Genomic DNA, 21,118 nt, shown 5'->3' with positions numbered 1-21,118 from the left:
CTTCAGGTATTCTTGATGTCGGCCTGCGGCGGGACATATTCCCGCCCGGCGAGCAGATTGCCGAGCACCAGCAGGTAGCGCAGCGTCATGAACGCTCCGGCGGCCGGTATGACCAGATAGATGTAGCCGACCGGCGCGCGCATCGCAGGCGATAGTTGCCCCATGCGCAGCGTATTAATCGACAGGCGGCTGCCGTAGTAGATCAGAGCGCCCGCAAAGATCAGGCCGAGACAGGCAGACCCTATCCGCAAGGCCTGTGACAGCCGGCGGCCGGAAAATGCATAGGCGGCTTCGACACTGATATGCGCGCCGTACCGAACGCCCATTCCCATGGTCAGGAAGCTCATGGTGATGAGGGAGTACAGGATCAACTCTTCCGACCAGTAGATGGAGTTGTTGAAGACGTATCGCGCCACCACCTGGATGATGGCGACGATCGTTGCAGTGAGCATCAGGATCGTGACCAAGGCGTTCTCGATCCAATCCACGACCCGGTTCAGTGCCTCGATCATCGTCCGGCCCCTGGAACCGTCAGCCCTTCGCTGCGGCTATGGCTTTGTCCAGCAGTTCCGGCGTCACCTTGGGACGGAACTCGTCATAGATCGGCTTCGACCGTTCGATGAAGGCCTCGCGGCCCTCGGCCGAAAGCTCCCGAACCTCGGTGGAACCTTTGATCTCCTCGAGGATCTTGGACTCGTCCTCGAGCGTGTATTCGCGCCCCGCGTCGCGGCCCACGATCATGGCGTCCTCGACGACTTTCTTCAGATCGTCCGGCAGGTTGTCCCAGGCCTGCTTGTTCATGACCGCCGCGTAGGTGTGATAGGTGTGGGCAGTCAGCGTCATGTATTTCTGAACTTCGTAGAATTTCATGGAATGGATGTTGGCAAAGGGATTCTCCTGCCCTTCGACAACGCCCTGCTGGAGCCCGTTATACACCTCGGTATAGGCCATCGCCGTCGGGTTCGCTCCGTAGGCGCGATAGGTGGACAGGATCGCCGGGGCCTGCAGCGTGCGCATCTTGATGCCCTTCAGATCGTCCGGGCCTTCGATCGGGCGCACATTGTTGGTCATGTGCCGGAAACCGGCGCCCCAGATGGCGATACCCTTCAGGTTGTTCGGCTCGAGCGAGTCGAGCAGTTCTCCGCCGACCTCGCCGTCGAGCACCCGCTTCATCGACGCGTCGTCGGTCAGCAGGAATGGCAGATCCATCAGGTACATCTTCTCATTGAAATTGGCGAGGTTGCCCGTCGGAGGAATGGCGATATGGACAAGTCCCATCTGGGTCTGTTCGATGATCTCGACGTCGCCTCCCAGTTGCGCTGCCGGCCGGATGTTGATCTGGATGCGTCCCCCGGAATTCTTCTCCACTTCTTCCTTGAACCGCTCGGCGGCACGCGCATTCGGGGTTTCCTCCGACAGCACGTGGGCGAAGGTGAAATCGAACTCCGCGGCCACCGCCGGGAGCCCGCCGAAGCAGACCGCGATGGTTGTCGCGACGGACAGTCCGAGTTTGTGGAGCGTCATGGTTCTTTTCCTCTCTGGTTGATCAATGGATGGGCTGCTTCAGCTTGACAGGGGAACCTGGCCCAGCAAGTCCGCCGCACGCCCCAGAACGGCCTCCGTGGCGAGCCCCGCGGCGATCAGCCCCGGCTCATACAAGGGCGGGCCGATCAGCTGCAGCCCCACTGGCATGGCGTTGGCGTCGAGACCGGCCGGCAGGCTCATGGCGCACCAGCCGAACAGGTTCGCGATCGCGGTGTTGCGAAGCACCAGCATGTTGGCCCTGCGATAGGTCTCGGCATCCTGCAGTTCCGACAGCAGCGGGGGGCTGATCGGCACCGTAGGGGTCATGAGAACGTCGCAGTGATCGAAGGCCTGCCTCGATCGCTGGCCATTCTCGGCCAGCACCGCACGCCGTCGAAGATATTCCGCGGCGGTGACGCTGTCGGCGCCCGCGACCCGCATGCGCACAACCGGATCGAGCCGGGCGATGCGTTCGGGGAAACGGGCATTGAGGAAGGCGCGCAATTCCGAAGCGGCAAGCCCGCCCTGCTGGAATACCGCGATCACCTCATCGCAGCCCGGCAATTCCAGCGGCACGAGCCGCGCGCCCTTCGATTCGAGCTTGCGCAGCGCCGCTTCGGTGATCTCGACGATCGAAGCATCGGCCTCGTCCCAGAAGAAGTTGCGGGGAACACCGATCCGCAGCCCGTCGAGAGACCGCGGCGGAGCCGGCTTGTCCGCGCTGCCATCGAGCGCGGCAAAGGCGAAAGACAGATCCTCGACCGTGCGACACAGGATGCCGGGAGTGTCGAGCGAAGGAGACAGCGGAACGATCCCTTCACCCGACCAGCGCCCATGCGTGGTCTTGAGTGCCACCTGCCCGGTCAGCGAGGCAGGAATGCGGACCGAACCGGCCGTATCGGTGCCGAGCGCCACCAGCGCGGATCCCTGCCCGAGCGACACGCCCGCCCCCGAGCTTGAGCCGCCGGGCGCGCGCGGTTCACCCGGAGCGGACCACGGGTTCACCGGTGACCCCCAATGCGCATTGACGCCCAGACCGCCGAAGGCGAACTCCACCGTATGGGTCTTGCCCGTCACGATACCCAGTTGGCCTTGCAGCCGGCGCACAAGCGGTCCGGGGTTTGTCCAGCTTTCGGGAAAGGCCGTGTCCGTGCCTGCGAAGACAGGGAGACCGGGAACGCCGTAGAGATCCTTCACGGATACGGGCATGCCCATGAGCGGGCCGAGATCCACACCGCTTCCCAGCAACATGTCCGCCGCCTGAGCGTGAAGTCTCGCGCGCTCGCCTGCCCAGGTCTTGTAGGCATTCAGCCGGCCTTCGGTGGCGCGATGGCGCTCCGCCGCTTCCTCCATCAGCGCCTGCGCGGTGAGACGGCCTTCCCTCAAATCGCCTGCTATCTGATGAAGCGACCTGTCGGCACGCAGCATCGGTTTCTCCTCGCTTCTCATCGGCGACGACTAAGACCGGACCGACGGAGCGCGGCAACGGTTTTGTGCAGTGGAGTTGGGCGCGATCTTGCGGGGCGACGGCGATCGGTCGATCTTGATACGGAACTGTAATGCTTTGAAATTTATTGGCTTTTTCGCAAGAATGGCGACCGGGCCGGTCCTTGGATCAGGCTGCGTGTTGCCGGGAAGGCAAAAGTCTGTTGCCTGGATCGCACTCGATTGCCTGCCGTTTCGAATTAGGTTCGGCCCGACTTCGATGGGAGAAAGAAATGGCGCATGAAACCGAAAAGCGGCTGAAGGAAATGGGAATCGTCCTGCCGAGGGCTCCCAAGGCCGTCGGCAACTATGTTCCGGGTGTCGTTGTGGGCAATATTCTCTATCTGGCCGGAACACTGGGCACGCTGCCGGACGAGAATGACGACGACGTGCTTCCCTATGTCGGCAAAGTCGGCACCGATTTGACCATTGAGCAAGGCTACGCCTCGGCTCGGCTGATGGCCATAAATCATCTCGCCATGATGAAGGCTGTGCTTGGCGATCTGGATCGCGTGAAGCGGATCGTGAAGATGGTCGGCTATATAACCTGCGGCCGGGACTTCACTCTGCCCCACCTGGTTCTCAACGGCGCTTCCGATCTCTATGTGGCGCTGTGGGGCGAAGAGCGTGGCAAACATGCCCGTGCGGCCCTGACACAGCATGTGTTGGGCTTCAACGCGCCGGTGGAAGCGGAGATGACGATCGAAATCTACGACTGACCGCCGGACAGGCGGGCCATCAGTTCGGCGTCAGCCATTTCGCCGACGGCGAAGGCCTCGACGATGAATCTCAAGAAGGCTGCGGCGGCGGGCGGGAGTTGCTGGTTGGCCCGGACAACGGCATGGATGTGCCGGTGCTCGAACTCCGGACATTTCAGATTGAGGGGCACAAGCAACCCCGCCTTCACCTCATTCAGGGCCGCCTGCAGCGGAAGGTAGATGACTGCGCCCGTGTTGCTGGCATGGTAGGCAAGGAAGTGGAACTGGTCGGCGACCAGCGCAGCCCTCGGATGGCGGTCGATACGGGAGAACGCACGCTTGACGAGGTGATGGATACCAAAAGTGTCGTCCGGCAGCACGCAGGGCATTTCGGCGAGGTCGTGCAGCGTGACTTCCCGGCCGTCCGCGAAAGGATGGCTCGGTCCGGCGAGAGCCAGCAAGGGCTGGCGCCATGAACCGACGGTTTCGATCATCGGGTGCGAGTAATGGTCATAGATGAAGCCGATCTGGCAGATGTGCTGTTCAAGCGCCTCCAGCACCCGCATCCGTCCTCTGACCCGTACCCGGAAATTCACCGCGCTGTGTGTCTTCCGGAATGAGGCGATCTGATCGGCAAGGAAGGGCCGGGTGATGCCCTCGACGGTCGCCACCGTCACTGTGCCTCCCTTCAGCCCTTGGAGGTCGGCGATCTCTCCTTCGATCCTGTCCACCCTATCGAAGATTTCCTCCAGATGGCCGACCAGAATGCGTCCGGCCTCCGTCAATACGACGCCTCCCGACCGACGCTCCACCAGCCGGATGTTCAGGTCATGCTCCAGCTTGCTGATCTGGCGGCTGATGGCCGAAGGGGCCAGTTGCAGCCGGTCGGCGGCCTGGCGTATGGACTGGGCGCGAGCGACCTCGAGAAAGTAGCGCCCGGCCACCAGATTCAGCATCGATAGTTGCGGCAAAGGTGAGATTCTCAACGGCAGATCGCATTCCCGGAATTTCGTAACCTACGCTTTGACGATCCACAATGGTTAAGCCTGGCAAGGTGGATGAAGGAAAGGGCTTGCAGGCGGGACGTGCCTCGGGCGATCAATCCGCACCTCGTCGCTTCGCCCCGATCCCGCCACAGGTCATCGCTACCGCCACCCCATGCCTTTTCGCATCGTTTTCGCCTTGTGCATCGTTTTCCTATCCGCCTGCACGCCGCGATCAGCACCTCCGCGCGTGGAAGTGCCACGCGTGGAGGTGCCGATCGAAGCGGAGCCGCTCCCGCCCGAGATCAAGCCGCTCACGATGGAACAGGAAGAGCAGGTCGCGGGGTAGCGCGGAGCCAAGCCCTCTCGCATCACCCAGTTCAACCGGCCGCCATCGGTTGAAAAGGATTGCTCCCAACGCGGGCCCGCACCTGCGGTCCAAAGGAAGCGTTCTCGAACTGGCCTGCCGACTTCGACGCCGTCGCCGAAGAGTTCGTCGCGTCCATTGTCGAAACTGCCGATCGTCGGCGGAGACAGGCGGAAACTCCTGGTATCGGACCAAACAGATCAGCCACGCTCCGGCTGCGGGTCGTGGAGGCGCAGCGTCATGCCGCTGAAGCCGCGTGACGGTATCGACATCTGGTCGAGATTTCCGGCGCCGTCCATGACCTTCCGGTCCCGCGAAGTCGCAGGAAAAGTATTCCAGTCGGTCGAACCCTTGAGGCGTTGACCGCCCGAGAAGCCTTTGCAGTCGATCCGAAAAAGAGGAACCCACCCGGGAGCAGTTGCGTTTGCCCGCCGAGGGACAACCGAAGCGAAAGGAAAAGCCATGCGCAAAATCCTGTTTGCCTCCGTGGCCATTTCGGCCCTTACCTTGGGCGCCTACGCTCAGGAAGCGCCCGTACAGTCGCCCAATGCCCCTGCCGCCGAGAGAGCGATGGACGACATGACGACCCAGAGCACCAATCCCAGAGTGGACGCCGGCGTTGCAGTCGGCGGCACGGCCGGTGCCGTGACCGGCGCTGTCGTCGCTGGCCCGGTCGGAGCGGTGGTTGGCGGCTTTGCCGGCGCCATGCTCGGTTCCGCCACGGCGGTTCCGGACCCGGCGGTCGACTATGTGGTGGCGCACCCGACCCGACAGGTCGTCATCGAGGGCGGCGTCAGGCCTGGCGTGGTCGTCCCCGCGGCGGTCGCGGTCACGCCGATCCCGGAATATCCGCAGTTCGGCTATTTCTACTCGGAGGGTCGGCCCGTCGTCGTCTCTCTCGAGAACCGCGAGATGCTCTACTCGCCGGGTTACGTCGTGCGTGACGAGGCGATCGGTTATGTCCGTGCCAATCCGAGCGATCCCGTGGTCATCGAGCGCGGCGCAACGGTTGGCACGATCGTGCCCGAGACCGTCCAGCTCGTCGAGATCCCCGCCGATCCGGCCTATGGCTATGTCTATACGGACGAAGGCCCTGTTGTCGTCAATCGCGGCAGCCGCACAGTCGTCTGGGTCCAGAACCAGTAGTCCTTAGGGTCAGAAAAGGCCGGCCTGGCCCAACCGGGCCGGCTTTCTCAAGCGGTGAAGCTGCTGTAAGGGGCGTGCGATAGATCACGTCCCGACGGAACGGCAGCAGAATGAACGTCATCCCGCAGGCGCAGCCGGCACTTTTCCTGGGAATCGACACTGGCGGAACCTACACCGACGCGGTGCTCTGGTCCGAGGCAACAGGCGTGGCGGCGAAGGCCAAGGCGCTGACCACCCGCCACGACCTGGCGGTCGGTATCTCGGGCGCGGTCGGTGCAGTCCTCGAAAAGGCAGCCATCGAAGCGGCCGCAGTCAAGCTAGTGTCGATGTCGACGACGCTTGCCACCAACGCCCTCGTCGAAGGACAGGGCGGACGCGTCGCACTGGTCATGATCGGATTCTCCGAGGCTGATCTCGCCCGCGACGGGCTGCAGAGGGCGCTCGGCACCGATCCCGTCGTTTTCTGCCCCGGCGGCCACGACGTCCACGGAAACGCCCAGCCGCTCGATCTCGGCGCGCTCGAGGAAGCGCTGCCGCAACTCGCCGGCAGCGTCTCGGGTTTCGCGGTCTGCGCCTATTTCGCCACCCGCAATCCCGCCCATGAGTTGGCGGCGCGCTCGCTCATCCGCGAGCGGACTGGCCTGCCCGTCACCGCCAGCCACGAACTCTCGGCCAAGCTCGGCGGCCCGCGCCGCGCCCTGACGACCTTGCTCAACGCCAGGCTGATCTCGATGATCGACAGGCTTGCCGCAGCGACCGAGGGCTTCCTGGAAAAGCGCGGCATTGCGGCGCCGCTGATGGTCGTGCGCGGCGACGGCGCCCTGGTCTCGGCAGCCTTCGCGAGGCAGCGGCCGATCGAGACGATCCTGTCCGGCCCGGCCGCCAGCCTCGTCGGCGCCCGTCACATGACAGGGCTCGACGACGCCGTGGTCTCCGATATCGGGGGCACGACGACCGACGTCGCGGTGCTCGACGGCGGCCGGCCGCGCCTCGACCCCGAAGGAGCCACGGTCGGTGGCTTCCGCACCATGGTCGAGGCTGTCGCCATGCGCACCTTCGGGCTCGGTGGCGATTCCGAGATATCGCTGGAGGATGGTGGGCTGACGCCGCGCATCCTGCTCGGGCCGCGCCGCCTGGTGCCGCTGGCACTGGCGGGCATGGCGCATGCCGATGTGGTGATTCCCGAGCTCGAGCGGCAGCTGCGCGCGCCCAATCCCGGCCGCATGGACGGACGTTTCGCGCTACGCACCGGTGTTCCCGACCGTCTCGCAGCCGGCCTGACCGGGCCGGAAGCCAAGCTCTTCGGGACGATCACGGCGACGCCGCAGCCGCTCGACAGGCTGCTTGCCTCGACCGCGCAGAATGCGACGCTCGCCCGGCTGGTAACGCGCGGCCTCGTTCATGTCCTGGGCTTCACGCCGTCAGACGCCGCGCACACGCTCGGCCGACAGGCCAACTGGAACAGGGACGCAGCGCGGCTCGGCGCCGAGCTTTTCGCCCGAAGGCGCGACGGTCGCGGCCAGCCGATCGCGAAGTCTCCGGAGGCGATTTCGGAACGCGTGCTCGCTGCACTGACCCGCTTCTCCGCCGAGGTCATCCTGGAGACCGCTTTCGCCGAGGACGGTCTCGACGGGGCCGCGACGGTCGCTCATGCGCTCGTCCAGCGCGCGGTCGACGGCCATGACGGCATCGCGCGGCTGACGGTCGCGCTCGACCGGCCGGTCATCGGTCTCGGCGCTTCGGCGCCTCTGCATTATGCCGGCCTGCCCCCGCTCGTCGGCAATAGTTGTTTGGTGCCGGACGACACCGATGTCGCCAATGCGCTCGGCGCGGTGGTCGGCCAGGTGCGCGTCTCGGCCGAGGCGCGCGTCAGCCAGCCCAAGGAAGGCCTGTTCCGCATCAGCGCCGGCGATCTCGTCAAGGATTTCCTGGATGAGGACGAGGCGCTGGCCGCCGCCGAGGCGGAGATCCGACGGCTCGTCGCAGGCAAGGCGGGTGCGGCCGGCACCGACACGGCAGAGATCACGATGGATCGCGACATCAAGAGCGCGACCGTCGAAGGGCAGCGCAGCTTCATCGAGGCGATCCTCGTCGCGACAGCGAGCGGCAGGCCGCGTATCGCGGCCTGAAGTTCAGCCTGACCGGCACGTTTCGATCCAAGGCGACGCGCAGTGTCCTTTCCGGCACAATCCGGATCGAGGTAGATGGATCAGAGCTGGATCAGGAAGTCGCGTATCTCGACACGTCGCACCAGCGCCCGGCGCCCCAAGCGCGGTGGCCTGAAGCCGGCGGCCGACAGGCCCCAAATCATTCTTGGTCGGAGGCCCTTGAGCCTTAGGATGAATTGACCGCGCATCCTTCCCATGTAAAAGGCCGGCAAACCGAAATGCCGATCCCGACCTGTGGAGAAGAATTGATGAGCGACCGTGTCGAGACTGCCGGCCTGAAGGTTGCGCGCGAGCTGCGTGACTTCGTGGAGACGGAGGCGCTGCCGGGGACGGGCGTCGAGGCGGCGGCCTTCTGGCAGGCGTTTGCGGCGATCGTGCACGACCTGGCGCCGAAGAACCGGGCGCTGCTGGCCAGGCGCGACGCGCTGCAGGAGAAGATCGACGGCTGGTACCGGGAGCATGGCGCCCCCGCCGACATGGACGCCTACAAGGCCTTCCTGTCCGGGATCGGCTATCTGGTGCCGGAGGGGCCGGCCTTCAGCGTCACCACCCAGAATGTCGATCCCGAGATCGCTTCGGTCGCCGGGCCGCAGCTCGTCGTGCCGGTCATGAATGCGCGCTATGCGCTGAACGCCGCCAATGCCCGCTGGGGTTCGCTCTACGATGCGCTCTACGGCACCGACGCCATCCCCGAGACCGACGGCGCGGAGAAAGGCAAGGGCTACAATCCGGTGCGCGGCGCCAGGGTGATCCAATGGGCGCGCAACTTCCTGAACGAGGCCGTGCCGCTCGCCGGTGCACCCTGGCAGGAAGCCCGCGGCTTCGCGGTCAAGGGCGGCGCGCTTGTCGTGTCGCTCGACGGCGGCCGCACGGCGGGGCTGAAGAAGCCCGAGCAGTTTGCCGGTTATCTCGGCGAAGCGTCCGCCCCCGGCCAGATCCTGCTGCGCAACAACGGCATCCATGTCGAGGTGCTGATCGATGCCGGCTCCGCCATCGGCAGGGACGATCCGGCCCATATCGCCGATGTGTGGCTGGAATCGGCGATCACCACGATCATGGACTGCGAGGATTCGGTCGCCGCCGTCGACGCCGCCGACAAGGTGGTGGTCTACCGCAACTGGCTCGGCCTGATGAAGGGCGACCTTGCTGAAGAAGTGACCAAGGCCGGCAAGACCTTCACCCGCACGCTCAATCCCGATCGCGACTACACCGGACCCGACGGCTCGCGCTTTACGCTGCGCTGCCGTTCGCTGATGCTGGTCCGGAATGTCGGCCATCTGATGGGCAATCCGGCCATTCTCGACCGCGACGGCAACGAGGTGCCGGAAGGCATCATGGACGCCATGATCACCAGCCTGATCGCGCTCCACGACGTCGGTCGTGCCGGCCGCCGCAAGAACTCGCCGGCCGGCTCGGTCTACATCGTCAAGCCGAAGATGCACGGGCCCGACGAGGTGGCCTTCGCGGTGGAGATCTTCGGCCGGGTCGAGGCCGCGCTTGGGATGGCGCCCAACACGCTGAAGATGGGCATCATGGACGAGGAACGGCGCACCACGGTCAACCTGAAGGAGTGCATCCGCGCGGCAAGCGAGCGGGTGGTGTTCATCAACACCGGTTTCCTCGACCGCACCGGCGACGAGATCCACACCTCGATGGAGGCCGGGCCGATGATCCGCAAGGGCGACATGAAGCAGGCGGCGTGGATTGCCGCCTATGAGGCGTGGAACGTCGACATCGGGCTGGACTGCGGGCTGTCGGGCCATGCCCAGATCGGCAAGGGCATGTGGGCGATGCCGGACCTGATGGCGGCGATGCTGGAGCAGAAGATCGCCCACCCCCGGGCCGGCGCCAACACCGCCTGGGTGCCGTCGCCGACGGCGGCGACGCTGCATGCCACGCATTACCACAAGGTCGACGTCAAGGCGGTGCAGGCGGGACTGCGGAACAGGGCCCGGGCGAAACTCGACGACATCCTGTCGGTGCCGGTGGCGGCGCGGCCGAACTGGACGGCCGACGAGATCCAGCTCGAGCTCGACAACAACGCGCAGGGCATCCTGGGCTATGTGGTGCGCTGGATCGACCAGGGCGTGGGCTGCTCGAAGGTCCCCGACATCAACGATGTCGGGCTGATGGAGGACCGCGCGACGCTGCGCATCTCCTCCCAGCACATCGCCAACTGGCTGCATCACGGCGTGTGCGGCAAGGACCAGGTGCTGGCGACGCTGAAGCGCATGGCGGCGGTCGTCGACCGGCAGAATGCCGGCGACCCGCTCTACCGGCCGATGGCGCCCGACTTCGACGCCTCGATCGCCTTCCAGGCCGCCTGCGACCTCGTCTTCGAGGGCCGCGTCCAGCCCAGCGGATACACCGAGCCGGTGCTGCACAGAAGGCGGCTGGAGCTGAAGGCGACGGGCAGTGCTGCCTGATAGGAAGGCATGATATCCTTTCGGCAATGATGGCGCTCTACGCTGCCCCCCTCTGTCCTGCCGGACATCTCCCCCACAAGGGGGGAGATCGGCTGTCATCGACGACGGCGCTTGTCCTGCAACGTTGGCGATTGGCGAAAGCCATGCTGCCGGCCGATCTCCCTCCTTGTGGGGGAGATGTCCGGCAGGACAGAGGGGGGCAACGTAGAGCGCTCCGCTTCAACAATGCCGTCCGCATCCAGCCTTCCGGCCGCGCGTTCCCATGAAGCTTCTTGCCGTCGATACCGCGGCCAATCTCTGCGCCGCCTGCGTCTGGGACACGGTCGCTGCCCGTGAGCTCGGCCGTTCGGTCGCGGATCTGGGCAAGGGTCATGCCGAGCGGCTCATGGCGACGATCGGCGAGGCGCTCGACGCCGGCGGAACGGACTATGCGGGTCTCGGGGCGCTCGCCGTCTCGACCGGACCCGGCTCATTCACCGGCGTTCGCGTAGGTGTCTCGACCATTCGCGGCCTCGCGCTGGCGCTGAAGCTTCCGGCGCGGGGCATCACGACGCTCGATGCGATTGCGGCCGAAACGCACGCCGCCTTCCCCGGCCGGCCGGCCATGGTGGCGATCGACGCCGGGCGCGGCGACCTCTATGTGGCAGTCTACGATGCAGCAGGCAAAATGCGCTATGATGCGGCCGTGTTGAGTTTCGCAGACGCACTCGCTCTCGCAAAGGACACGGCTCCGGTGATTTCCGGAACGGCAGCGGCCAGTCTTGCTGAAGCCGCCCTGCCGCTGGCGCTCGCCACCTGCCCGAGTTCTGCCACGGCAGATATCGCGACCTATGCGCGCCTCGCCGCTGAGCGCGGGCCTGCGTCCGAAAAGCCGAAGCCCGCCTATCTGCGCGAGCCCGACGCCAAGCCCCAGGCCGGCTTCATCCTGCCGAGATCGTCATGATGATGCGCCTTCCATTCATGCGTCCGAAGCGGCGGGATTTCTCGATCGCTCGCCTGACCGTCAAGGATACGCCGGCCATCGCGACGCTGCACCGGGAAGACTTCGTGCGGCCGTGGACCGACGACGAATTCACCGCCCTGCTCAGCCAGGACACGGTGTTCGGCTTCACCGTGCTGGAGACGGGTCGGGCGAGCGCCGGCCCGGCGGGCTTCGTGCTGGCGCGGCTGGCCGCAGGGGAGGGCGAGATCTTGACGATCGCCGTGGCGCGGGCCCATCGCCGGCAGGGCCTCGGCTGGCAGTTGATGGACGCGGTCCTGCGCGAGCTCCACTCGGAACGCGCCGAGGCTCTTTTCCTTGAGGTCGACGAAAGCAACGTGCCGGCAGTGCATCTTTATCGGCGGCTCGGCTTCCAGGAGGTGGGCAGGCGCCCAGCTTATTATCAGACCGCGGACAAGGGCCGCTCCGGCGCGCTTGTCATGCGGCGCGATCTTCGCTAGCCAGTTCATCCGGAAAAGGCAGGGAGAGGCGATGGTCGGAACGATCAGGACGTGGTTGGCGCTTCTTTGCCTTGCCATCGTCACGCCGGTCCTGGCGCTGACGCAGCTCGTGGTCATGAAGTCCGGATTCATGAACGAGCATGTCATGCCGCAACTGTGGCACAAGTTCCTGCTCAGGATCCTCGGTCTGCGGGTCCATGTGCATGGCGAGATGGCACGCAACAGACCGCTGCTGATCGCCTCCAACCACATTTCCTGGACCGACATCATCGCGCTCGGCTCGCTCGGCGGCGTGGCGTTCATCGCCAAGTCGGAGCTGAACGGCTGGCCGGTGCTCGGCTCGCTGGCGAAACTGCAGCGCACGGTGTTCGTGGAGCGGGACCGCAAGCGCAAATCGGGCGAGCAGGTGTCTGAAGTCGGCAAGCGGCTTGCCGGCAAGGAGGCGATCGTGCTTTTCGCCGAGGGAACGACCTCCGACGGCAATTTCCTGTCGCCGTTCAAGAGCACGCTCTTTGCGGCCGCCGATATCGCGCTGACCGACGGCGGTGCCGAGAAGATGTATATCCAGCCCGTCGCGATCGCCTATACGCGCCTTCACGGCCTGCCCATGGGCCGGCGCCACCGCGTGATCGCCTCGTGGATCGGCGACGCCGACCTTGTGCCCCATGTCGGCCGGCTCCTGCGCGAAGGGGCGATCGATGTCCATGTCCGGTTCGGGGAGGCGGTCGAATATACGTCCGAGAGCAACCGCAAGCAGGCCGCGCGCCAGGCGCAGCAGGCGGTCCGCGCCATGATGATCGAGGCGCTGCACCATCCTTGAGGCCGTCGCCGACCAGAGCGCCGCGCGCCTTCGGGGCGTGAAGGACGCCCTGCCGGCATTGGCTTCGCTGCCTGAATCGGACGCCACAAAGCGTCTGTCCTTTGTCATCGAGAAGCGCTAAAAGCCGCGGAATGGAACTCGACCAGATTGGGGAGCGCGGCGCCGCTGACGCGGTGGACCTGCCTCAGGCAAGCCCGGCGGCGACACGCAAGGTCTTCGTCAAGACCTATGGCTGCCAGATGAACGTCTATGACAGCCAGCGCATGTCCGACGCGCTGGCCGCCGACGGCTATTCCCGGACCGATGCGATGGAGGACGCCGACCTCGTCCTTCTCAACACCTGCCATATTCGCGAGAAGGCGGCCGAGAAGGTCTATTCCGAGCTCGGCCGCATCCGCCGGCTGAAGACGGAACGCGAACGCGCCGGCCGCGAGATGATGATCGGCGTCACCGGCTGCGTGGCGCAGGCCGAAGGCCAGGAGATCATCCGGCGCGCGCCCGTCGTCGACCTTGTCGTCGGTCCCCAGACATATCACCGGCTGCCCGAGGTGGTGCGCAAGGCGCGCGGCGGCGCGAAAGTCGTCGAGACCGATTATGCAATCGAGGACAAGTTCGAGCATCTGCCGCAGCCGAAACGCTCGGAAGTCGCCAGGCGCGGCGTGACCGCCTTCCTCACCGTGCAGGAAGGCTGCGACAAGTTCTGCACTTTCTGCGTGGTTCCCTATACGAGGGGCTCCGAAGTTTCGCGGCCGGTGTCGCAGATCCTGGCCGAGGCTGAACGGCTCGCCGCCGCCGGCGTGCGTGAGGTGACGCTGCTCGGACAGAACGTCAACGCCTGGCACGGCGCGGGGCCGGACGGCAAGGAATGGGGCCTCGGCCGCCTGCTGCATCGCCTCGCGGAGATCCCCGGGCTGGCGCGGCTGCGCTACACGACCAGCCATCCGCGCGACATGGATGACGAGCTCATCGCGGCGCATCGCGACCTGGAAGCGCTGATGCCCTATCTGCACCTGCCGGTGCAGGCCGGTTCGGACCGCGTGCTGAAGGCGATGAACCGCCGTCATACAGCCGCCGACTATCTCAGGCTCATCGACCGGATTCGCGCCGCGCGCCCCGACATCGCCATGTCGGGCGACTTCATCGTCGGTTTTCCCGGCGAGACCGATGCCGATTTCGAGGAGACGCTCGCCGTGGTGCGAAAGGTGCGCTATGCGCAGGCCTTCTCGTTCAAATATTCGCCGCGTCCGGGCACGCCCGGCGCCGAGATGAAGGACCATGTCCCGGAGCATGTGAAGGACGAGCGCCTCCAGCGGCTTCAGGCGCTGCTCGCCGAGCATCAGCAGGAATTCGCGGCCGGCCTGGTGGGAAGAACCATGTCGACCCTGATCGAAAAACCCGGCCGCCAGCCCGGCCAGCGGGTCGGCCGCTCGCCCTGGCTGCAGCCGGTGATTGTTGATGAAAAGGCCGGTGAAATCGGTGACATTGTGTCGGTGCGAATCATGCGGGCGGGCCCCAACAGCCTGTTCGCCGATCAGGCCGCGCCGACGCGGTCGTAGTTGAGGAGAGGCGGTTGAGCGCTACCGAACTGAAGAACGTGTCCTCCGGGGCATCGGACATGGCGCATATCGTTCTGACCTTCGACAACAACAAGCTCGCCAGCGCCCTTTACGGCCAGTTCGACGAGAATCTCGCCCGGCTGGAGCAGAAGCTCGGTGTCGACATCCGCTCGCGCGGCAACCAGCTCACCATCAAGGGCAGTCCGACGACGGCCGAGCAGGCGCGCCGCGCGCTCGATCACCTCTACGCCATCCTGCAGAAGGGGGCGGATCTGGCGCAGTCGGACGTCGATGGGGCGGTGCGCATGGCGATCGCGGCCGACGACCAGCTGACCCTGCCGACGCTGGAGCGCAAGGGCCGGATGGCGGCGGCCCAGATCGCCACCCGCAAGAAGACGATCTATGCGCGCTCGCTGAACCAGGACGCCTATATGCGGGCGCTGGAACGCTCGGAGCTGGTCTTCGGCATCGGCCCGGCGGGTACCGGCAAGACCTATCTGGCCGTCGCCCATGCCGCGATGCTGCTCGAGCGCGGCCTGGTGGAGCGCATCATCCTGTCGCGTCCCGCGGTCGAGGCGGGCGAGCGGCTGGGCTTCCTGCCGGGCGACATGAAGGAGAAGGTCGACCCTTACCTGCGGCCGCTCTACGACGCGCTCTACGACATGATGCCGGGCGACAAGGTGGAGCGGGCGATCACCGCCGGCGTCATCGAGATCGCGCCGCTCGCCTTCATGCGCGGCCGCACGCTGGCGCACGCCGCCGTTATCCTCGATGAGGCGCAGAACACCACGCCGATGCAGATGAAGATGTTCCTGACCCGGCTCGGCGAGAACTCGCGCATGATCGTGACCGGCGATCCCACGCAGATCGACCTGCCGGTGAACACCAAGTCCGGCCTGGTCGAGGCCCTGCGCGTGCTGGACGGCGTCGCGGGGATCGTCACCGTCCGCTTCAACGAGAAGGACGTCGTCCGTCATCCGCTCGTCGCCGAGATCGTGTCCGCTTACGATCGCGACGCCAAGATGGCCCGCGGGCTCGGAGCGACGGACAACTGATATGATCCGGTCATGACTGGAACGACCGCCGCGGCGAAAGCCGTACCGCTTGTCGCCATCGATCTCCTGGTCGAGGCGGGTGTGTGGCCGCCCGAGGGCGAGCTCGAACGACTGGCCCGCAGGGCGATCGATGCGGTGCTGACCGAGGCCGGCGTCTCTGCCGTCCAGCCCTCGGAACTCAGCCTGGTGTTTTCCGACGACGCCGGCATCCGCGAGCTCAATGCTGGCTGGCGCGGCAAGGACAAGCCGACCAACGTGCTGTCCTTTCCGGCCTTTCCGGTGCGGCCCGGCGACCCGCTGCCCCCGATGCTCGGCGACATAGTCCTGGCTGCCGAAACGATTTCCCGCGAGGCCGGCCTCGAAGAGAAGCCGTTCGAGCACCATCTCATTCACCTGGTCATCCATGGCTTCCTCCATCTCGTCGGCTATGATCACGAGACCGAGGACGAGGCCGAGACGATGGAGGCCATGGAACGGCGGGCATTGGCGAGACTTGCCATTCCCGATCCCTATGCTTAACAGGAAGAGGCGCATCAAGCCGGACGACGATGAACGAAAATCTCAAGACTGCCGCGGCCCCCGAAGCGGGTGAGACCAAGGCGTCGGCCCAGAAGGACGAGGGCCCGAGTAGTACCGCCGGGCAGCAGGCCGATCGGCCTACGCTGCTCGAACGCATGATGGGCTTCTTCCGTCAACGGAACGGCTCCAACCTGCGCGAGGATCTCGCCGACGCCCTGGCCGAAAGCGGGTCCGACGAAGCCGACTTCTCCGCCGGCGAGCGGGCCATGCTCAACAACATCCTGCGGCTGCGCGAGGTCCGGGTCGAGGACGTCATGGTGCCGCGGGCCGACGTAGAGGCCGTGGAGATCTCGATCACGCTCGGCGACCTGCTCAATGTCTTCGAGGAATCGGGCCACTCGCGCATGCCGGTCTATGCCGAGACGCTCGACGACCCCCGTGGCATGGTCCATATCCGCGACGTCGTCGCCCACATCACCAAGCAGGCCCGGGTCAAGCGGGGCCGCGTGTCCAAGAAGGCCGAGACGGCGCCCAAGGTGCTCGACCTGGCCAATGTCGACCTGAGCCGCACCATCGGCGAGCTCAACCTCATGCGCACCGTGCTTTTCGTGCCGCCTTCGATGCTTGCGTCCGACCTGATGGCGCGAATGCAGGCCTCGCGCACACAGATGGCGCTGGTCATCGACGAGTATGGCGGTACGGACGGGCTGGTCTCGCTCGAAGACATCGTCGAGATGGTCGTCGGCGACATCGAGGACGAGCATGACGACGACGAGCCGCTGATCACCCAGGCCGGGGAAGGTGTCTTCATCGTCGACGGCAAGGCCGAGATCGAGGATGTGGAGAAGATGATCGGCGAGGCGTTCAAGCCTGGCGAGCATGGCGAGACCGTCGATACGATCGGCGGTATGATCTTCAACACGCTGGGTCGCGTGCCGGCCCGGGGCGAGGTCGTGCATCCGATCCCGGGCTTCGAATTCCATGTGCTCGACGCCGATCCGAGACGCGTGAAGCGGGTGCGCATCGTCAGCGACCAGAAGGCCGAACGGCGCCGGCGCGCCGCCCAGGCCGTCTCCAACGAGGGCTGACGTCCGCGTAGCGTGCAGAGACCAAAGGCCGCACGGTCTCTCTTGAGGCCCGGGCCGAAGGCCGGCGCCAAATCCGAAGGCTATACAGGGAGATAGGCTGCAGCCGCCGGGTTCCTCGGTGCCGGCGGCCGAGTGGCTTGGCGCGTTGGAACGGGCTTCCCGGCCTGATACACCCATATCCGGGTGATTCTCGTTACTTGGGCAGCCGCATGGAAAGCCTTGCCGGCAGGACGATATTGCTTTGGGGGTGGCGCCGCACGCTTGCGGCGTTTTTGGCGGGCGGCTTCGCGGTCCTGTCCGTCGCGCCCTACGATTTCTTCGCGGTCTGCTTCGTCTCGTTCCCCGTGCTGGTCTGGTTGCTCGACGGGGCGACCGTCGAGGCGCCGGCAACCTTGCTGCGCCGGCTCCAGCCGGCATTCGCGATCGGCTGGTGGTTCGGCTTTGGCTATTTCGTGTTCGGGCTCTGGTGGGTCGGCACCGCGATGCTGGTCGAGGCGGACAGCTTCGCTTGGGCGATCCCCATCGCGGTCCTCCTGCTGCCTGCGATCCTCGCCGTCTTCTATGGCGCCGCGACGGCGCTCGCCCGGCTGTTCTGGACCGACGATATAGGGCGGGTCGCCTCGCTCGCCGCAGCCTTCGGCGTCATCGAATGGCTGCGCACGTTCCTCTTCACCGGCTTTCCCTGGAACCCGGTCGGCTATGCGGCGATGCCGGTGCCGCTTCTCATGCAGTCGGTGTCGGTCATCGGCACCCCTGGTGTGAATGCGCTCGCCGTCTTCGTCTTCGCCATGCCTGCCTTGCTTGCGGGCAAACGGCACAGGGCGTTCGGCTTGTCGCTCGCCGCGATCCTGATCGCCGCGCATGCGGGCTTCGGCTACTGGCGGCTTGCCAGCGCGGATGCCGGGGCGGGGCAGACCCTCGCCGTCCGTATCGTGCAGCCCTCCATCGACCAGGCGCAGAAGCTCGACGACAAGGCGCGGGACGACATCTTCAGGGCTTTGCTGCAGCTTTCGGCACGCCCCCCGGAAGCCGGCGCGCCCGCACCGCAGCTCATCCTGTGGCCCGAGACCTCGGTTCCCTTCCTCTTCGCGGAGCGTCCCGACGCGCTGGTCGCCATGGGCGAGCTTCTCGGCGACGGCCAGATGCTGATCGCCGGTGCCGTCCGCGAGGAGGGCGGGCGCGGCGCGGCGGGTGGTCCGCGCTATTACAACTCCGTCGTGGCGATCAACTCGGCCGGCGAGATCGTCGACGCCGTCGACAAGATACATCTCGTGCCGGGCGGCGAATATCTGCCGTTCGAAAATCTCTTCGCGCGTCTCGGGATCGACAGCATCGTGCCGATGCCGATGAGCTTCTCGGCCGGAAGCGAGCGTCATCCGATCGCGCTTCCCGGCGGGCAGAAGGCCGCGCCCTTTATCTGCTACGAGATCATTTTCCCGGAGCTCGTATCCTCCGGCGTGACCGGTGCCAGCCTGATCGTCAATCTCACCAATGATGCCTGGTTCGGCGACACGCCGGGTCCGTATCAGCATTTCCGCCAGGCCCAGATCCGCGCCGTCGAGACCGGCAGGACGCTGCTGCGCGCCGCCAACAGCGGCATCTCCGCCGTCGTCGACCCAAAGGGTCGCGTCCTCGATGCACTCGCCATTAACGCTCGCGGAACTTTGGACCTTTCGGTGGAAATTGAGGCCCCCTATGGTTTGCCCTTGGGGAGGCCTTCGACCAACGGCTTCGCAGTTGTCGTCCTGCTTGCTGCGATTGCCTGTGGGTTGTGGGCGAGACAACGGCTACGTGTCGATTGACAGTGCATATATTAGAAATTCATATTATATTGGCTTTACCTCGTGTCGGTCGGTCGCGATGAGATTGGGCGATGGATTCGGAGCCGATGGACAGGGGCGCAAAACATAGACAAGCCGCGAAAACGGCGAGGAAAAAATGATAGAAAATAAGAAGAAGCCTAACCCGATCGACGTGCACGTCGGAAGCCGTATCAGGCTCCGCCGCAATATGCTGGGGATGAGTCAGGAGAAGCTCGGTGAAAACCTCGGCATTACCTTCCAGCAGATCCAGAAATACGAGAAAGGCACGAATCGGGTCGGCGCGAGCAGGCTGCAGGCCATCGCATCGATTCTGAGCGTGCCCGTGTCCTTCTTCTTCGAGGATGCCCCGGGCCAAATTGGCGAAGCGAAGGGACTCGCGGAGGACGCCACGACCTTCGTGGTCGATTTTCTGAACAGCACGGAAGGCATCCAGCTGAACCGCGCCTTTGCCCGGATCTCGCAGCCGAAGGTACGCCGCAAGATCATCGATCTGGTCAAGGCGTTGGCCGAGGAAGACGTCGAATAGCCGTACCCCGGTTCGGTTCCGGGGGCGGCGACATCACTGCACGAAACCATGCGGCCTCGCAGCCTTGCGCGGGCGAGGATTGTGCTTCGCCCGGACGATATGTCATGGTTCCCTTGACGGTCCCGTCTTGACGGGATCGATCGGCATTGGCTACACCGTCCACCGCCTTGGATCGACGCTTCTGTCGGTCCTTTTTCAAGAGGGGACACCCGTGTCGCGGCAAGACTATCTCTTCACCAGCGAATCCGTCTCGGAAGGCCACCCGGACAAGGTTTGCGACCGCATTTCCGATGAAATCGTCGATCTGGTCTATCGAGAGGCCAAAAAGGCCGGCATGAACCCGTGGGATGTGCGCGTCGCCTGCGAGACGCTCGCCACCACCAACCGCGTCGTCATCGCCGGCGAGGTGCGTGTGCCGCACACGCTGCTGAAGAAGGACAAGGACGGCAAGATCCTTCAGGACGGGAAGGGGCATCCGGTCATCAATCCCTCGAAGTTCCGTTCGGTGGCGCGCCGCGCGATCCGCGACATCGGTTACGAACAGGACGGCTTCCACTGGAAGACCGCCAAGATCGACGTCCTTCTGCATGCCCAGTCCGCCGACATCGCGCAGGGCGTCGACAAGGCCCAGGACGCCAATGCCGAGGGCGCCGGCGACCAGGGCATCATGTTCGGTTATGCCTGCCGCGAAACGCCGGATCTGATGCCGGCTCCGATCTACTACAGCCACAAGGTGCTCGAACTGCTTTCGGGCGCCCGCCGCGCCGGCAAGGGCGATGCAGGCAAGCTCGGACCCGACGCCAAGAGCCAGGTCACGGTGCGCTATGTCGGGGGCAAGCCCGCCGAGGTCACCCAGATCGTGCTGTCGACCCAGCATCTCGACGCGGGCTGGGATTCCAAGAAGGTGCGCAGCGTCGTGGAACCCTATATCCGCGAGGCCCTGGGCGACCTGAAGATCGCTTCGAACTGCGCCTGGTACATCAATCCGACCGGCAAGTTCGTGATCGGCGGCCCCGACGGCGACGCCGGCCTCACCGGCCGCAAGATCATCGTCGACACCTATGGTGGTGCGGCACCCCATGGCGGCGGCGCCTTCTCCGGCAAGGACACCACCAAGGTGGACCGTTCGGCGGCCTATGCCGCGCGCTACCTCGCCAAGAACGTCGTTGCCGCCAAGCTTGCCGACCGCTGCACCATCCAGCTCTCCTACGCGATCGGCGTGGCCCAGCCGCTGTCGATCTATGTCGATCTGCACGGCACCGGCAAGGTCGACGAGGCGACGCTCGAAGGGGCGCTGCGCGAAGTGATGGACCTGTCGCCGTCGGGCATCCGGCGGCATCTGGATCTCAACAAGCCGATCTATGCCAAGACCACCGCCTATGGCCATTTCGGCCGCAAGCCGGGGCGTGACGGTTCCTTCGCGTGGGAACGGACGGACCTGGCGAAGGCGCTCAAGGATGCGATCGCCAGGGAGGCCGTGGCAGCCTGATCGGA

At 65.4% G+C, this 21,118-nt stretch carries 18 protein-coding genes; 14 read left to right on the top strand and 4 right to left on the bottom strand.

Going from position 1 to position 21,118, the window contains the following annotated elements; genetic code table 11:
* Positions 1 to 2: 2 nt before the first annotated feature.
* From JN280_RS00325 to JN280_RS00315, 3 genes are read right to left on the bottom strand one after another with little or no spacing between them, the layout of a single operon-like run.
* Entirely contained in the window at positions 3 to 512 is a 510-nt protein-coding gene (locus tag JN280_RS00325; protein WP_202309566.1) for a TRAP transporter small permease, read from the bottom strand.
* Between the two features lie 19 nt (positions 513 to 531).
* The gene (locus tag JN280_RS00320; RefSeq protein WP_202309565.1) at positions 532 to 1,524 is read right to left on the bottom strand and encodes a TRAP transporter substrate-binding protein; all 993 of its coding nucleotides are present in this window, start codon (positions 1,522 to 1,524) and stop codon (positions 532 to 534) included.
* 39 nt (positions 1,525 to 1,563) lie between these two features.
* Positions 1,564 to 2,952 carry an amidase gene (locus JN280_RS00315; protein ID WP_202309564.1) on the bottom strand — a complete coding sequence of 463 codons (1,389 nt, stop codon included), beginning with the start codon at positions 2,950 to 2,952 and terminating at the stop codon, positions 1,564 to 1,566.
* Positions 2,953 to 3,242: 290 nt separating this feature from the next.
* Between JN280_RS00315 and JN280_RS00310 the strand changes: the two genes are divergently transcribed.
* The gene (locus JN280_RS00310; protein ID WP_202309563.1) at positions 3,243 to 3,728 is read left to right on the top strand and encodes a RidA family protein; all 486 of its coding nucleotides are present in this window, start codon (positions 3,243 to 3,245) and stop codon (positions 3,726 to 3,728) included.
* Here JN280_RS00310 and JN280_RS00305 read toward each other — a convergent pair.
* The gene (locus JN280_RS00305; RefSeq protein ID WP_202309562.1) at positions 3,719 to 4,663 is read right to left on the bottom strand and encodes a LysR family transcriptional regulator; all 945 of its coding nucleotides are present in this window, start codon (positions 4,661 to 4,663) and stop codon (positions 3,719 to 3,721) included. The genes JN280_RS00310 and JN280_RS00305 overlap by 10 nt on opposite strands.
* Before the next feature lie 856 nt (positions 4,664 to 5,519).
* Here JN280_RS00305 and JN280_RS00300 point away from each other — a divergent pair.
* The 13 genes from JN280_RS00300 to metK all read left to right on the top strand — a co-directional run bounded on the left by JN280_RS00300 (position 5,520) and on the right by metK (position 21,113).
* On the top strand, positions 5,520 to 6,203 hold the full coding sequence (locus JN280_RS00300) for a DUF1236 domain-containing protein (protein ID WP_202309561.1): 684 nt from the start codon (positions 5,520 to 5,522) through the stop codon (positions 6,201 to 6,203).
* A gap of 110 nt (positions 6,204 to 6,313) precedes the next feature.
* A complete protein-coding gene (locus JN280_RS00295; protein WP_202309560.1) occupies positions 6,314 to 8,332 on the top strand; it encodes a hydantoinase/oxoprolinase family protein in 2,019 nt (672 codons plus the stop codon).
* 287 nt (positions 8,333 to 8,619) lie between these two features.
* Positions 8,620 to 10,797 carry a malate synthase G gene (locus tag JN280_RS00290; protein ID WP_202309559.1) on the top strand — a complete coding sequence of 726 codons (2,178 nt, stop codon included), beginning with the start codon at positions 8,620 to 8,622 and terminating at the stop codon, positions 10,795 to 10,797.
* A gap of 262 nt (positions 10,798 to 11,059) precedes the next feature.
* Positions 11,060 to 11,740 carry a tRNA (adenosine(37)-N6)-threonylcarbamoyltransferase complex dimerization subunit type 1 TsaB gene (gene tsaB / locus JN280_RS00285; RefSeq protein WP_202309558.1) on the top strand — a complete coding sequence of 227 codons (681 nt, stop codon included), beginning with the start codon at positions 11,060 to 11,062 and terminating at the stop codon, positions 11,738 to 11,740.
* Positions 11,741 to 11,742: 2 nt separating this feature from the next.
* Complete coding sequence (gene rimI / locus JN280_RS00280) at positions 11,743 to 12,237, top strand: ribosomal protein S18-alanine N-acetyltransferase (protein WP_202314415.1); 495 nt, start codon at positions 11,743 to 11,745, stop codon at positions 12,235 to 12,237.
* 31 nt (positions 12,238 to 12,268) lie between these two features.
* The gene (locus tag JN280_RS00275) at positions 12,269 to 13,057 is read left to right on the top strand and encodes a lysophospholipid acyltransferase family protein (protein WP_202309557.1); all 789 of its coding nucleotides are present in this window, start codon (positions 12,269 to 12,271) and stop codon (positions 13,055 to 13,057) included.
* Positions 13,058 to 13,188: 131 nt separating this feature from the next.
* Complete coding sequence (miaB, locus tag JN280_RS00270) at positions 13,189 to 14,613, top strand: tRNA (N6-isopentenyl adenosine(37)-C2)-methylthiotransferase MiaB (RefSeq protein WP_202309556.1); 1,425 nt, start codon at positions 13,189 to 13,191, stop codon at positions 14,611 to 14,613.
* Positions 14,614 to 14,672: 59 nt separating this feature from the next.
* Entirely contained in the window at positions 14,673 to 15,668 is a 996-nt protein-coding gene (locus JN280_RS00265; protein WP_446720782.1) for a PhoH family protein, read from the top strand.
* Between the two features lie 12 nt (positions 15,669 to 15,680).
* Positions 15,681 to 16,187: an rRNA maturation RNase YbeY gene (ybeY, locus tag JN280_RS00260; RefSeq protein ID WP_202309554.1), complete on the top strand. Its 507-nt coding sequence runs from the start codon at positions 15,681 to 15,683 to the stop codon at positions 16,185 to 16,187.
* A gap of 29 nt (positions 16,188 to 16,216) precedes the next feature.
* Complete coding sequence (locus JN280_RS00255) at positions 16,217 to 17,275, top strand: hemolysin family protein (RefSeq protein WP_202309553.1); 1,059 nt, start codon at positions 16,217 to 16,219, stop codon at positions 17,273 to 17,275.
* A gap of 209 nt (positions 17,276 to 17,484) precedes the next feature.
* Entirely contained in the window at positions 17,485 to 19,077 is a 1,593-nt protein-coding gene (gene lnt, locus JN280_RS00250; RefSeq protein WP_202309552.1) for an apolipoprotein N-acyltransferase, read from the top strand.
* A 136-nt stretch (positions 19,078 to 19,213) separates the two neighbouring features.
* Entirely contained in the window at positions 19,214 to 19,624 is a 411-nt protein-coding gene (locus JN280_RS00245; RefSeq protein ID WP_202309551.1) for a helix-turn-helix domain-containing protein, read from the top strand.
* A gap of 211 nt (positions 19,625 to 19,835) precedes the next feature.
* Entirely contained in the window at positions 19,836 to 21,113 is a 1,278-nt protein-coding gene (metK, locus tag JN280_RS00240; RefSeq protein WP_202309550.1) for a methionine adenosyltransferase, read from the top strand.
* Positions 21,114 to 21,118: the final 5 nt, after the last annotated feature.

Source organism: Mesorhizobium sp. L-8-10, assembly GCF_016756635.1.
Lineage (GTDB): Bacteria > Pseudomonadota > Alphaproteobacteria > Rhizobiales > Rhizobiaceae.
Note: the sequence above shows the minus strand (reverse complement) of the source record. Positions and strands in the feature narration are given on the sequence as shown.

What these genes read in the sequence shown, in the direction of transcription:
- miaB (WP_202309556.1), top strand. Translation starts at nt 13,189, where the DNA reads ATGGAACTCGACCAGATTGGGGAGCGCGGCGCCGCTGACGCGGTGGAC.
- JN280_RS00245 (WP_202309551.1), top strand. Translation starts at nt 19,214, where the DNA reads ATGATAGAAAATAAGAAGAAGCCTAACCCGATCGACGTGCACGTCGGA.
- JN280_RS00275 (WP_202309557.1), top strand. Translation starts at nt 12,269, where the DNA reads ATGGTCGGAACGATCAGGACGTGGTTGGCGCTTCTTTGCCTTGCCATC.
- JN280_RS00255 (WP_202309553.1), top strand. Translation starts at nt 16,217, where the DNA reads ATGAACGAAAATCTCAAGACTGCCGCGGCCCCCGAAGCGGGTGAGACC.
- JN280_RS00265 (WP_446720782.1), top strand. Translation starts at nt 14,673, where the DNA reads ATGGCGCATATCGTTCTGACCTTCGACAACAACAAGCTCGCCAGCGCC.
- JN280_RS00290 (WP_202309559.1), top strand. Translation starts at nt 8,620, where the DNA reads ATGAGCGACCGTGTCGAGACTGCCGGCCTGAAGGTTGCGCGCGAGCTG.
- ybeY (WP_202309554.1), top strand. Translation starts at nt 15,681, where the DNA reads ATGACTGGAACGACCGCCGCGGCGAAAGCCGTACCGCTTGTCGCCATC.
- rimI (WP_202314415.1), top strand. Translation starts at nt 11,743, where the DNA reads ATGCGCCTTCCATTCATGCGTCCGAAGCGGCGGGATTTCTCGATCGCT.
- tsaB (WP_202309558.1), top strand. Translation starts at nt 11,060, where the DNA reads ATGAAGCTTCTTGCCGTCGATACCGCGGCCAATCTCTGCGCCGCCTGC.
- JN280_RS00310 (WP_202309563.1), top strand. Translation starts at nt 3,243, where the DNA reads ATGGCGCATGAAACCGAAAAGCGGCTGAAGGAAATGGGAATCGTCCTG.
- JN280_RS00295 (WP_202309560.1), top strand. Translation starts at nt 6,314, where the DNA reads ATGAACGTCATCCCGCAGGCGCAGCCGGCACTTTTCCTGGGAATCGAC.
- JN280_RS00305 (WP_202309562.1), bottom strand. Translation starts at nt 4,663, where the DNA reads ATGCTGAATCTGGTGGCCGGGCGCTACTTTCTCGAGGTCGCTCGCGCC.
- JN280_RS00325 (WP_202309566.1), bottom strand. Translation starts at nt 512, where the DNA reads ATGATCGAGGCACTGAACCGGGTCGTGGATTGGATCGAGAACGCCTTG.
- JN280_RS00315 (WP_202309564.1), bottom strand. Translation starts at nt 2,952, where the DNA reads ATGCTGCGTGCCGACAGGTCGCTTCATCAGATAGCAGGCGATTTGAGG.
- JN280_RS00300 (WP_202309561.1), top strand. Translation starts at nt 5,520, where the DNA reads ATGCGCAAAATCCTGTTTGCCTCCGTGGCCATTTCGGCCCTTACCTTG.
- JN280_RS00320 (WP_202309565.1), bottom strand. Translation starts at nt 1,524, where the DNA reads ATGACGCTCCACAAACTCGGACTGTCCGTCGCGACAACCATCGCGGTC.
- lnt (WP_202309552.1), top strand. Translation starts at nt 17,485, where the DNA reads ATGGAAAGCCTTGCCGGCAGGACGATATTGCTTTGGGGGTGGCGCCGC.